The sequence below is a fragment of the Vibrio viridaestus genome (assembly GCF_003856525.1).
In the GTDB taxonomy this organism is placed as follows: Bacteria; Pseudomonadota; Gammaproteobacteria; order Enterobacterales; family Vibrionaceae; genus Vibrio; species Vibrio viridaestus.
On sequence record NZ_RJVQ01000001.1, the window covers coordinates 629296 to 642949 of the forward strand.

Below are 13654 nucleotides of genomic sequence, written 5' to 3' on the forward strand. Positions count from 1 at the left end.
ACTATGATGAACTACGATGTGATCGTAATCGGGAGCGGAATCGCGGGATATTCGGCTGCACTACGTAGCCTGGAAATGGGCTTGAGCACCGCTATTATTAGCCAAGGTCAAAGCGCGCTACACTTCTCTTCCGGTTCTATTGACCTACTGTCTCACTCCCCCATAAATCATCAACCCATCAGCGATCCCTGGGCGGAAATAGATCGTTTAGTCCATAAGCGCCCAGATCATCCATACGCAAAACTAGGCAAACATCGAATTCATGACGCAATAAACTGGTTTCAAACTCTCATGTCTCGAGCAGGAGTATCACTATCCGCTCAACCCAATCAAGAAAATCACTTTCGCATTACTCCTCTTGGGACATTAAAAACAACCTGGCTTTCTCAGACACATGTTGCAAAGCTCTCTTTTGACTTCACAGAACTAGAGTCGATTGAACGTCTTATCATGGTTTCAATCGACGGCTTTCGTGATTTTCAACCGCACATAGCCAAAGGTAATCTACGAGCATCACCTCATTTTGCTCACCTACCGATGCAGATAAAGACCATTTCTACTGCTGCATTTAAAGGAGTACATAGAAATCCAAACGAGCTACGTTCAGTCGACCTCGCCAGGATATTCAATGACCCAGAGAACTTTCAAATATTGTGTAAACAACTCATAGACAGCGCAACACCTAAAGATCTGGTTATGCTACCCGCCATATTTGGCGATGGTGACGGACTTACGATGATAGATCGTCTGGCAACAGAAACCGGATTACTCTTCCATGAACTGCCCACTATGCCCCCCTCATTATTGGGAATGAGAATCGAGGATGCCTTGGCAAAAGAGTTTACTGCCAACGGAGGCATCATTCATCGTGGAGATACTGTCGTTGAAGGATATTTTCACCCATCATCCTCGACACTGCATCTCGATAGTATTCGTACGAAAAAACTTGGCGATATCAGACTATCGGCAGACCACTTTATTCTCGCTTCAGGTAGTTTTTTTAGTAAAGGACTCGTCGCTCATCAGAGACATATAGAAGAACCCATATTTGGACTGGATACCAGTGCTATCCCAGAACGAGACCGATGGTATCAATCCTCATTTTTTTCTGAGTCTCCTCATGCTTTTATGTCTTTCGGTGTGCAAACCAATAAAGAACTAACTCCATCAATAAAAGGTAAAACAGTCGCGAACCTCCAATGCGTGGGATCCATATTGTCAGGCTACAACCCTGTCACACATGGGTGTGGTGGAGGGGTCGCGATATCCACAGCCTATGCAGCGATAAGCCATATCCTCAGTTGCCGCAAATATGAAATGCAAATAAGCGAGGTGAGAGCATGAATGTTTTGAATAAAGATACCACGTTTGATCAATGCATTAAGTGTACGGTTTGCACAGTGTATTGTCCTGTGGCGAAAGCGAATCCTGATTATCCTGGGCCAAAACAGTGTGGTCCCGATGGTGAACGCTTGCGGCTCAAAAGCGCTGAGTTTTATGACGATAAGCTAAAACTATGCACAAACTGTAAACGCTGTGAAACAGCCTGCCCTTCAGGTGTTCATATCGGTGATCTTATCGCTACTGCGCGCGGAAAATATGGTAAACGGCCCAAAAGTCCTAAGCTAATAAGGGATTATGTCCTTAGCCACACCGACCTCCTTGGCACGATCGCCACACCCGTTGCTCCTTTGGTCAATCAAATTACCGCGCTCACAGCAGTGAAAAAAGTCATGCATCATACTATTGGCGTTCATGATCATAAGTCGCTGCCGAAATATTCACATGGTTCATTCCGTCGGTGGTTTAAACAACAGGCAGCGACGCAAACTAACTTCTTAAGACATGTCAGCTATTTCCATGGCTGCTACGTCAATTATAACCATCCCCAATTAGGAAAAGATCTTGTAAAAGTACTGAATGCAATGAACATTGGTGTGCATTTACTCGATAAAGAAAAGTGCTGCGGTGTCCCACTGATCGCTAATGGCTATCATGATAAAGCGAAGAAAAACGCGCAATTGAATGTCTCTAATCTAAAAAGAGCACTGGATGAACACAATTTGGCAGTAGTCTCGACGTCTTCCACCTGTTCATTCACGTTACAAGAGGAATACCCGCAGGTTCTCGGGGTCGACAATCAGTCTGTCGTAAACAACATACACTACATTACCAAGTTTCTTCTTATGGAGTTTATGAGTGGTAATCAACCCAAAATGAAGTCCATTAATAAACGCATCGTATATCATACACCATGCCATCTCGAACGTAGCGGTGGGAAAATGTTTACCATTGAGCTTTTAAAAATGATTCCTGGGCTGGATGTCGTTGTACTGGATAGTCAATGCTGTGGATTGGCTGGTACCTATGGCTTTAAGACAGAAAACTATGATACGTCGATGAAGATAGGCCAGGGATTATTTTCTCAAATAGCACATTCAGAAGCTGATTTTGCTGTCACAGACTGTGAAACCTGTAAATGGCAAATTGAGGAGAATACGCATTTGGAATGTCTTCACCCAATCAGCTTATTGGCACTGGCACTTGAAGAATAAAATGAAGCCACATATCACTGTGGCTTCTATATCATAAATAGCTTGAATACTTTAAGCCGCGGTTGAAGTCTCGATTGATTGAAGTTCATCTGTCAGGTCCGTAAAATGCTTACAGGCCTGATAGCACTCATAAGAGATACGAGGTAACTTATCGTATCCATTAGGTAATTCACCTTCAATCAGTCTTTGCAGTTCCTCGACTTTTTCAGATGCTAGATGTTTTGCAAGCGTAATATCGTTTCTTAGTTGTTCTAATTCACCTTGACTCATCATGACCCCTCTCCCTGGATTGTTCCTAACCTACCCATTGTTTTATTGACAACACCTATATTCGTATTGTCTAAATTAACTATAACAAAGTTCTTATGGAATTGTGTACGTATAGTTTTTAGTTCCACCAATTAGTGGCATTAATTTTGATCTATATCCTATAGATAGAGAGGTCAATGTCAGGTTGTGAACAGATGAAAACGGAATTAGATTGGTCGAACTACCACGATCAAGGGATGGGAGATGCTTATGCTGACATTCCCAAGAATGGAGGAAACTATGCAAAAGCTATCTCGGTCTGCATACGTAGCAATCGTTGTCAGCTTCATGACAATCGTGGTGTTATGTGCCCGAGTTTTCGTATTACCAATGACGAAGCGCTTTCTCCAGGAGGTCGTGTCGCGCTTTTAAAAGCGTTACTCAATCAAAATGATTACTCATTCCTTCATGATCCACAACTTGAAGATACTCTTAACAGCTGTGTCTCCTGCAAAGGGTGTAAACGAGAGTGTGAAAACAATATTGATATGGCGGCAATTAAGGCCGAGTATCTTGCCCAACAAAAACAATCTGGTAAGAAAAGTCTGCGCTCTTGGTTATTTGGCCATTTCCCGGATTTAATGCTTCAATACCCTCAGTTAGCGTATTTAATACGACTCAGAAATAAGTCGAGCATTGTAAGAATGCTTTCTCGTTTCGTGCTAAAGATGAACTCACATATTGAACTGCCAGAACCTGCCTGTAAGCCGTTTAGTTCTTCACTTACCAACGCCTATCCTACCGAAGAGGTAGAGAAGAATGTTGTGTTATTGGTGGACAACTTTACTGCTATATTTCATCCGCATATTGCTCATTCAACCGAAGTTTTGCTCAATGCTGCTGGCTATCAGGTCACTACAATCGCTCCGACGGATACAAACTCAGGTCGACCATTAGACACTGGCCGCAGCCTATTTTCGCAAGGCTATATCTCGGAGGCACGTAAGCACGCTGTTGAGTTAATAGAAGCGTTATGGCCTTACGTCGAAAAAGGACATCGAATCATAGGATTGGAACCCTCTTCCGCATTAATGATTCGTGATGAGTTTTTAATGATGGGATTGGGAGAAAAAGCTCAGCAACTGGCCAATGCCACATTACTACTTGAGGAATTCATCGCTCGTGAAACCAAAGCTGGTCGATTCACCCTTAATTTTAGGCCTTGGGAGAAAAAACATAACGTCTTGGTACACGGGCACTGCCATCAAAAAGCAGTTGGGGCAATGAAGTCTATGAGGAAAGCGCTGCGACTCATTCCAGACCTACCGTTCGAATTCATTGAAGCGTCATGTTGTGGGATGGCAGGAAGCTTTGGCTTGGAAGCTGAGCACGCAAAAGAATCCAGAGACATGGCACAACTCGGTCTACTACCGGCATTAGATGCTGACTCTACAGCGACAGTGGTATGCAACGGTTTCTCTTGTGGCCATCAAATATTGGCATTGACCGGAAGAAAGCCATTACACATCGCAACGTTACTCTACGATATGTTGGAAACAGCTAATTAGATTGTTCACCAGAATAAAAAATCGGCGCCTTAAGCGCCGATTTTCAATTTAATATCAGTTAATTAAAACTGTGTCGTGCTTTTTTCGCATTCAGCAAAGGCCGCATCTTCATGACGTTTAATGTGCATGATTAGACCAACACAAATTGCTAAAACACCAGCAGAAAATAGTACGAGCATAAAAGGGTTATTTGCAAATACAAAATACTCTGCAACAGAATCCCAACTTGTAATTGATGTTCCCATTATAGTGCTCCTTGATTATTAGCTAACTTGTTTGGTACTTCACTCGCATAGGATGCAGGTACCATTGACTCTGGATAAGGTTTAGCCAGTAATTCAACTTCATCAATACCTTTATCTTCTACGGTGCCAGGCACACGAAGCATAGAGAATTTTTTCAGTAGATAAGAAATACCGTATCCGGGCACGAAACCGAGAACAATCATGACACCCGTTGAAATTAACTGTCCGGTAAACGTAATTGGTGGAATACCCTCAGCGTTTGGCATATTGTTCGCGAAGATACCAACAAGAATAACGGAAAGTGAACCCGCAAAGCCATGAACTGCGACAGCACCGACTGCGTCATCAATACCAAATTTCTCAAGCATTTTGGCGAATTGAACCGCTAATACGCCAGTTCCAGCGGCCAAACAGAACGCTAATCCTGGGTCATAAAGATCTAAGCCAGCGGCGATAGCGATAATACCAACCAAGCCTCCCGACATGGTCCAGAAAGGATCACGAGTTGCGAAGTAACAACCGACAATCCCACCAGCAAAGCCCATGAGAGTGTTAAAGGCAAACGCCGACAAGTTAGTTGGTGTACCGTAGATAGTCGTCCAACCCGCATCTCCTGCATTATAGATAATACAGCCGCCAAGGAAGCCAAAGAAACCGAAGATGATCATCATAAGACCGATCAGTGTCATCGGTAAACTATGAGGCGCAATAGTTTGTGCGACACCATTGATGAAACGACCACGACGAGCACCAAGATTCAAAAGAACACCAAGAGTAAAGAATCCTGCGACCGCGTGTACTACACCAGCAGCACCCACATCATGATAACCCAGTTTTGTTAATAGCCACCCTTCTGGATGCCAGCCCCAAGCCGCTGCCAAGATCCAGATGATGCCACCAACCGCAATCGTGAGAATAAGAAAAGAACTCACACGCATACGTTCAATAACGGCACCAGATAGAATTGAGCCAGTTGTCGCACCAAACATTGCGAATGCAGCCCAGAATATACCTGTTCCCATTTCATCCAACTTAGGTCCCATACTAACGGACCACGGCAAAGCAGATGCTACAGAGTTAGGTATCAGCCCCTCAGGAAATGAGAGATAAATCCACCAGCCCACAAGATAAAATACAGGAATAATGAGTGCTAAAGCCAGAATGTTTTTTATCCCTGCCGCGAGCGCATTTTTCGTCCGTGAAGCCCCTATTTCATACGCCAAAAATCCCGCATGAATCATAATCATCAATGCAGTACACCACCAATAAAACGCTTCCATGTTCATTGATGTCTGCATGTCGATTGTTTTTTGTTGAGCATCGACGAGAGCTTTTAAGCTCTCTAAAGTTACTGTTCCATCAGCCATTTATTCTTCCTTCTGTTTGATGACTAACTAACTCCAACCAACGAGAAACAACTGTTTCCGCCAGAAGTGTTTGTTTACTTTCAAAACGCAAAAAATCACTTTGCGCCGTCTGGATCATTCCTTTGACCTCCATTTGATTGTGATTAGGGTTATTGACCAGCTCTCGGTTACTCCAGGTATCGACGATGTTCGGGTCCACCTCGAAGTGACACAGATTTCCAACGCATAAATGCCCGTGTAAAAGCACTTTGCTCTGAATACCCAAGACGAAACGCAATTTCACTTAAGCTGACTTTTTCATAACTCAGGTAATATTCAGCAAGCTCCTGCCGGGTTTGATCTAATAGCATGCCAAATGAGGCTTGTTCCGAACTGAGAAGTCGCTGCAGGCTGCGCGGTGACTTAGATAGGTTGCGAGCAATCACCTCTAAACTCACCTCGCCAGAAGGAAGTAAGTCGATAATTTCACTTTTCACTCGCTGAACAGTAGACATCGTGACACCTTTTGTACCGCGAATCTGGTCAATCGTGTCACCAACAACACCGTTTAAAATAGGGTTAGCGTCCGGCATTGGAGTGTCGAGGCAACTCTCACGGAAGAATATGAAATTGCTACGTTGCTGAAACGTAACGTCACAATGGTAGAAATCTCTATGGGTATGATTATTGACGAGAGCTGGATGCTGGAATTGGATTTGTAACGGCGTCCATTTATCGCCCATCGCTCTGCATAACACATTGAGTAACATCCCAATGGTCACTTCAGCATCCTGACGACGATCTTTTATGTCACCATCAAGTAAGCGATACTCCAGAGCGCAAATACTATCTTTAGTAGTGAGTTTCAGCAGGCTATTGTTCTGAAATACGTCGAAACTGCTAATCATATTGTGTAATGCATCTCGCAGAGTCATCGATGTAATAGCCTGATATCCGAACACGCCCAGGCCTTCTGGCTCATATTGGGCACCGAAACTTAAGCCAAAATGATCGTTTCCAGTGCTCTTGGCTGCTTCATGCATTGAATTACAGAACGCTTGCAGCAAAATAGGTTGATTTGGCCGCTGAAAAGCGTTGGATTTTAAACCCGCTCGTTTTAGTACGACTGAACTTTCTCCACCCTGACGCTGTATAAATTCTTCTAATCCATACGTCACGGTACCGAGAACTGTTGAGGAGTTGGTATTCCTTACCATACTTGTATCCATATACATACTCCTAACTATATAGTTTAGAGCTATGCAACAAGCAGGTTTTATGCCTATTTAATTACTTGTTAAAAATCATTAACTTATTAAAAATGAAATCTTAGATTGATAATATCAGTTCGACTGATGCACAAGATTTGCGCACGTATTTTCCACAATAGGTCGTGTCGGGTCTTATAGAGATAGTTATTCGATGTGTAGAGTTAAATACAACGAACCTGGCTTCTACCAGAGTTTTTAGCAAGATATAAAGCACGGTCTGCTCTTTCAAATAATCGAGCAAAATCGTCACCATTTTCCATTTGAGCCACACCAAAACTACAACTTAACAGAACTTCTGGGAATACTTGGGCTAACCGAATACCACGCAGTATGCGTTCAGATATTTCCTGAGCCTCTCCTTGATCAGTATTCGGCAACACGATGACAAATTCATCGCCACCATACCTTGCCAGCAAATCATTCTCACGTAAGTAACTACTCGCTATCTTAGCGACCTTTTTAAGTCCTTTGTCGCCATTCGAATGACCAAGCCGATCATTAATCGCTTTAAAGTGATCGATATCGAATACGATCATCGCCAAAGGTTGGTGTGAAGACTCACATCCATGAATAAACAATAAGGTTCTTTCCATGAGATAATTTCGCGATGCCACTCCAGTCAATGCATCGGTTTGAGTTTTTACCTGTAAATCCTGGTTATGTGCCAACAAAGATGGAATTGAGATATAGAAAAAGGTACTCGCAGCTATGGTGCAAATGGCAAACTGATAAACCATAACGTTTTGCATCAATCCAAACAGGTTCACTAAAAACACAATATAAGTACTGAACAAGGCAACACTGATAGCGATACGAGCAGGTGTTTCTGTATAAGCAATCCACATTAATGGAATCAGCATGAAAAAGATTGCAAAGTGACTTTCATTAACCGGGTAGTAATAGGAAAACGCCATAATAAGCGTGACGATCACACAACATAGAGCTAACTTCATCACAAACTGACTGATATTTCCGGGAAGCGATATGGTTTTGAGTTCACCAATATCAACTTGGGGTGAAGGATAGTACTTCAATAAAATACCCATAAAAACAGGTCCCAAAGCAATAATGCCTGTCATATCACCTATCCAGAATGGTAACCATGTCATTGCGATATCAGACTGAGCCATTAATCCTGTTATGACTAATCCCCAGATAACCAAAAATGAAGTAATAAAACTGCTGATTACTGCAGTGATCAGAAAGACTAACGCTAATTTGGGAAGCTCACATTCTGAAGAATTAGCTAGCCTTCTGAGAATTGTCGCTGCAATGAAATAAGGCGTGATATGAGTAACAGCAAAGACTAGCCCAGGAACTATCAGCTCATAGGCTGTGAAATCGAGTTGATACAGCACTCCCGTCCACATCGTTGAAATGACAGCACATACCACAAGAGGCGGGATAATTTTTCGCCCGACAACGAGAAGAGCAGCAAAGGTAAGACCGGCAGGCGGAAACCAAACACTCGCATGATGGACATATTCCACTATATAACCGAGTAGCCAAACCCCCAGCCAAACAATAATAAAAGTGAGTGCTTGCTTATCGTATGAACTCAATAACCAACGTCTTAATGTAAACAATGCTCTGCTGCTCTCACCCACTTTTTCGCCAGACTCCACGGTACAGCTCTCCATTAACGGTAAAGACACTACAAAAAAGTAGTGCTAGTCATAATAGTATAAATTTGGCGATCAAATTACTATGATTATTGTTAACAGAACGTTAAGTGTGAAATCTATCACTTATCAGGGAACCATCTCTCTATCAGACGATATAGTGGAATAGATAAAGCAGCAGTAATCGCAATGGCAGGTAGCAGTATCAAGACATGAGCTTCATCGAAAAAATACGCAAAAGACAGATGACGCATGATTTCGCTATCAAATGGGATGCCAACGACAACGGAGATAACAACAAAGACGATAATGACAATAGGAAAGAAAAAAACACTCAGTACCAAGTCTCGTAACTCGGCCCACTTATGCTCATAGATACTCGAAATAATCCCGCTCACAATATAGATACCAAACAAAACACCAATCACAATGTAAAGAAACATAATGCCTCCTTAGTGCTGTGATGCGCCCCTCCACTATTACTTGGTCACCTTTGCGTATTGCATCAAGCACTCAACCCTTCTAACTTAGACAAAAACATCATCTTACTTTTCCTTCTACTCTGCTTTAAATGTAGAAGACTCTGTTTCAATTCACCTCAAAGAGGCTGAATGAAAGGTCTGAATTTTGAAATGTGATACTAATTCTGAAGACATATTTGCAAAGCTCAGCCCCGATTTCGTAAAAACTCGATCCGTGTCAGTATAAAAATCTTCCGACTTTTCGGTCAGTTAACAAAGCCACTCAATCTAATTTTTTATCTCAGTTTCCAGTTAATAACTTGTGTCTATACTTATTGATGTAGATCAATTTTTAACCAACCCATTCCAAGGAATGTAAAGAGGCAGTTATGAGTAACCATGTATGGGGTCTGCTGCATGATCCAGAACGTGAATGGCGTCATATCAACGCTGAACACGAATCTGTTAGCCACCTCTATGTTCACTATATATTGAAAATGGCAGCCATACCCGTTGTTTGTTCCTTTATTGGTACGACTCAGTTTGGCTGGAGCTTCGGTGGAGAAGAGTCTTTTAAAGTATCACTGCTAAACGGACTCGCTCTCGGCGTAGCTTTTTACGCGTTGATTTTACTCGCAGTCGTTGTCGTTGGCTCAATGATTCACTGGTTAGCACGTAAGATCCCAAGCAGACCAAGTCGCAACGACTGCATCATTTTCGCTGGATATATTGCAACACCGATGTTTCTGAGCGGCGTATTCGCGATATACCCCATATTCTGGTTATGCATGTTAGCCATGATTGCAGGTATTATTTACACCGCCTACTTACTCTATAAAGGTACGCCAAGCTTTCTGGGGATCAGCCATAAAGAAGGCTTTATCCTGTCAGGCACAACACTTGGCGCCGGTGTGCTGATTCTCGAACTCATGCTTGCGGTCGTCGTATTGCTTTGGAGCATGGGTTCTGAACACAGCGTAGTTTGGAAATTCTTCGAATAGAGCTTCACTGCCAGATACACACTCTTTGAGTGTGTATCTTTTCATTCTAGATGAACGTATTAAATCGACTTCGATTGCGGAAACTCGATATCCGTTCCATCGGAAAGTAGTATTTTAACCAGCTTTGGTTTCCCTTCCGAATCCAATCGGACTTCCCCAAGTGCACTATGATTGACCAAATGAGACGCAGCACTGGTTGTTGGATAGCGCTTAAATATTTTTAGACGTTTACGTTTCGTCAGCCAGTTAAGCGGCGAACGGGGACTATAAAGCCAGCGGTCGGCATAGTCACACACTTTCAACAACGTGGATGGAAATGTATTTTTGATTCCACTACAGGTAATTTGATAGATGTTCGGTTTGGCTTTACGAAAGCGCAACTGAATATCGTAGGTAAATGAATAATGCACATCGCCAGAAAGAATCACAAAGTTCTTCGGTGTTTTAGTATGCGTAAAAATACTGATCAGTGTATTGGCAGCACCAGGATGTGCCATCCAGTTCTCTGCATCAACGGCGAGCGGATGTCCCAGCTGGGTGACAGCTCGTTGTAGCATCTCGATAAATTTCACGCCAAACATTGGTGCTGGTGACACAATAACAACTTTATCCTGATCCACTAATTGCTGATGAAATTCAATTAACGCTTCCCAATCCATTAAACCGCTAGGCTTATTCATTTTAGACTCAGAGCGCCAGCGACGTGTCCGGGTATCAAGTACCACCATTTTCGGCATAGAATCAATGGTATAATGCCAATCCTCACAACGATGCATTTGCTGGACAACATCATTGTGACTAACAAACGTAGGATGATTGAGAAATTCTCTTAGAGGTTGTTTAAACTCCCGATTAAAGCGCTTAGGATCATTCCCCCACCCCTGACATAACCAGTAAGCAAATAATCCATTACCTATAATTTGTCTAGCATCTGGATGTTCATAAGCGGCTTTCTCCCAACCAATTGTTAAGTTCCAATCATCGGTAATATCGTGATCATCAAAAATCATGTAGGTTGGTAAATGCGCAAGCAAGCGCTGCACATTTTTTAGACCGGAAATGAAACCTCGCATATTGGCGACTTCTGTATTCCAACGTGTTAGATGCTCAGCATCTTGCGCAACAACCGAGGGCGGAACTTCCCACTCTTCACTCAGGTAATCCCATAAAGATGACGACCAAACAAGCAGATACATGACAAAAAATTCCCCAAACGTCATCAGGTGATTGTCACTATCCGTAGAGGTAAAGATTGGCTGAGACCTATTTTTATTCATTCCCCAACGAGATGACTGTTGAGTCGTTGGTAGTAACGCTGAGCGGTGATAATAGGTAAGATCAGACCGATAAAGCGCATCACTATCTGCTACGCTAAGGTGGGCAAACGTCTCATTAGGCAGTCCTAACCTATCGATAAGAAGATGAATGGCATGTAAACTCGGTCCCGCGACCTCATCCGCGTAAATTTGATCGCCGCTTAACATAAGGATATCCGCTCTGTCCTCTATTTCCTGGCCAGCAAGTCTGCGATCCACCGCAGGTAACGCATCCAAATTATCGGTATGAGGACAGCGACATGAACCATGGAGGACATGTTCGGCTTTACCTGTTAATTTAAGTGTCAGACACAAGCGCCCTTCAACCGAAATCAAGTCAGATTCATAGCAAAGATGAGGAAGTAACTCAGTCATTGAGCCTGACTGTGTACTAAATGAGTAATGTACTATTCCATCCTCGGGGATGTTAAACCTGACATTTGCCAAAGTGATCCAAACATTCTTCCCTACTCGAATTTGCTCTGCCTGAGTAAAATCAAGGCAACCTAGTGGGATCGAATGATTGTCATAGAGAAAAATATGTCCAATTAATGGCTCTCTCGTTGCAAACCATAGCGTTACGCCATCTTTATCGCAACGACGTACAATGGGACCTGCATAAATGAGCGGGAGTTCTGTTTGCTGTTTCATTTATCTCCAAGATAATGAGTTAAACCTGTCATCACATTGATACGAAATATAACCAACCGTTCCTGATATATAACAGTGCAAATACTTTGGCAGTGTCATAAGAAATCCAACGATAATCTAGAATAACGTAAGTTTAGTGCTTCACCATCACAAATGGATGAACTTTGCGTATCTTTACACCTATCTCACTTTTATAAGCAAATAGAGATCGCGGGCAGATATAATTCCTACATCGTGTGCTTTTATTAGTGGATATCGGCGTATTAATACACTGATATCCACTAATTCGGTCCTATCTTGATTGTGCCTGCTTAGGAGGTAAACAATGACAAAAAATCACACCAAACATTATTTATATTTGTTTCTCATCATATTGGCTGCATGTGGGGCATATCGATTTTTAGCTAACGAAATGTATGGTCAATCAACAGTTCCAGCGCCAACAGAAACCATCATTAACCAATAAGCTCCAAACTAGAGATAGGGCCGCGATTCACCCTGCGGCCTTATAGGTTCCCAATATGCACCTTTCCCTGTCCAATGTTACACTGGCTGCAAAACATTCACGGAAACTTTTGCATGAAAAAAACATTCTATTTAATGCGTCACGGACAAACATTGTTCAATGTCAGACGTAAAATTCAGGGGTGGTGTGACTCTCCGTTAACCGAAAAAGGTATCCAGCAGGCTGAGCAGGTAGCGAATTTCTTCGATAATATCCAACTTGATTATTTATACAGCTCAACGTCTGAACGCAGCTGCGATACCGCTGAGATCGTCACGAGAAATCGAATGCCCTACCAGCGGCTAAAGGGATTAAAGGAGATAAACTTTGGTGTTTATGAAGGGGAAAGTGAAGATCTTCATCCTTCCAAAGATGCTCGTGAAGAACACTATGTCCAGTTTGGTGGAGAATCTCGAGATATGATTCGTAAACGAATGAGAGAAACCTGTATCGACATAATGGAAAAAGATGGACACAACTGCGTACTTGCAGTGGCTCATGCCGGTTCATGTCGACGCTTTCTCGAACAGTGGACGGATGCTGACGCAGTATTACCCGATGGTATTCCTAACTGCTGCGTATTTGAATACCAATATGCTGATAAGCAATTTACTTTCGTACAAGTCCACCAGTTAGTCGATTAATAGTCCGGAGCCTCATCAAAGCTTCCTTACCCTACCCAGATTTTTGATGAGGCATCTTAGATAATTTTTACATCCTGCCAGTAATATCTTCATGGTCACCTCGTACTTTGTGAGAATATTTCCTTATATTTCAATATCTTAATTTTGGCATGATGTGTGTTACGACTAGTAACATGGTTGTAACTGATTAAAAATCAAAGTCTTTATGGAAATAATTAAA

13 protein-coding genes are annotated in these 13654 nt (G+C 42.5%); 6 read left to right on the forward strand and 7 right to left on the reverse strand.

The annotated features are described in order from the left end of the window. Positions 1–3 precede the first annotated feature (3 nt). Positions 4–1344 carry a glycerol-3-phosphate dehydrogenase subunit GlpB gene (glpB, locus tag EES38_RS02905; protein ID WP_124935653.1) on the forward strand — a complete coding sequence of 447 codons (1341 nt, stop codon included), beginning with the start codon at positions 4–6 and terminating at the stop codon, positions 1342–1344. After that, a complete protein-coding gene (gene glpC / locus EES38_RS02910; RefSeq protein WP_124935654.1) occupies positions 1341–2555 on the forward strand; it encodes an anaerobic glycerol-3-phosphate dehydrogenase subunit GlpC in 1215 nt (404 codons plus the stop codon). The genes glpB and glpC overlap by 4 nt, the downstream gene beginning before the upstream one ends. Before the next feature lie 51 nt (positions 2556–2606). Here glpC and EES38_RS02915 read toward each other — a convergent pair whose 3' ends face one another. Next, positions 2607–2828, reverse strand: a complete 222-nt coding sequence (locus EES38_RS02915; RefSeq protein ID WP_124935655.1) for a CCE_0567 family metalloprotein — start codon at positions 2826–2828, stop codon at positions 2607–2609. 191 nt (positions 2829–3019) lie between these two features. On the opposite strand from EES38_RS02915, the gene EES38_RS02920 reads away from it, so the two are divergent. Next, positions 3020–4372 carry a (Fe-S)-binding protein gene (locus EES38_RS02920; protein ID WP_124935656.1) on the forward strand — a complete coding sequence of 451 codons (1353 nt, stop codon included), beginning with the start codon at positions 3020–3022 and terminating at the stop codon, positions 4370–4372. Between the two features lie 62 nt (positions 4373–4434). On the opposite strand, the gene EES38_RS02925 is transcribed toward EES38_RS02920, so the two are convergent. The 5 genes from EES38_RS02925 to EES38_RS02945 form a co-directional block, all read right to left on the reverse strand. Further along, positions 4435–4617 (reverse strand): hypothetical protein, encoded by a 183-nt coding sequence (locus tag EES38_RS02925; protein ID WP_124935657.1) that lies wholly within the window; start codon positions 4615–4617, stop codon positions 4435–4437. Then, on the reverse strand, positions 4617–5984 hold the full coding sequence (locus tag EES38_RS02930; protein WP_124935658.1) for an ammonium transporter: 1368 nt from the start codon (positions 5982–5984) through the stop codon (positions 4617–4619). Before EES38_RS02930 ends, EES38_RS02925 begins: the two co-directional genes overlap by 1 nt. A gap of 167 nt (positions 5985–6151) precedes the next feature. Continuing rightward, on the reverse strand, positions 6152–7192 hold the full coding sequence (gene qhpR / locus EES38_RS02935; RefSeq protein ID WP_166434194.1) for an AraC-like transcriptional regulator QhpR: 1041 nt from the start codon (positions 7190–7192) through the stop codon (positions 6152–6154). Positions 7193–7395: 203 nt separating this feature from the next. After that, positions 7396–8859, reverse strand: coding sequence for a sensor domain-containing diguanylate cyclase (locus tag EES38_RS02940; RefSeq protein WP_166434195.1), 1464 nt, complete (start codon positions 8857–8859; stop codon positions 7396–7398). Between the two features lie 119 nt (positions 8860–8978). Beyond that, positions 8979–9299, reverse strand: coding sequence for a hypothetical protein (locus EES38_RS02945; protein WP_124935661.1), 321 nt, complete (start codon positions 9297–9299; stop codon positions 8979–8981). Positions 9300–9706: 407 nt separating this feature from the next. Between EES38_RS02945 and EES38_RS02950 the strand changes: the two genes are divergently transcribed. Further along, entirely contained in the window at positions 9707–10318 is a 612-nt protein-coding gene (locus EES38_RS02950) for a Yip1 family protein (RefSeq protein ID WP_124935662.1), read from the forward strand. A gap of 59 nt (positions 10319–10377) precedes the next feature. Here the strand turns inward: EES38_RS02950 and EES38_RS02955 are convergent, their stop codons facing one another. Further along, the gene (locus EES38_RS02955; protein WP_124935663.1) at positions 10378–12285 is read right to left on the reverse strand and encodes an alkaline phosphatase D family protein; all 1908 of its coding nucleotides are present in this window, start codon (positions 12283–12285) and stop codon (positions 10378–10380) included. Positions 12286–12610: 325 nt separating this feature from the next. Between EES38_RS02955 and EES38_RS22100 the strand changes: the two genes are divergently transcribed. After that, positions 12611–12751 carry a hypothetical protein gene (locus EES38_RS22100; protein WP_166434196.1) on the forward strand — a complete coding sequence of 47 codons (141 nt, stop codon included), beginning with the start codon at positions 12611–12613 and terminating at the stop codon, positions 12749–12751. Between the two features lie 113 nt (positions 12752–12864). Then, entirely contained in the window at positions 12865–13434 is a 570-nt protein-coding gene (locus EES38_RS02960) for a histidine phosphatase family protein (RefSeq protein WP_124935664.1), read from the forward strand. The last annotated feature ends 220 nt before the right edge of the window (positions 13435–13654 follow it).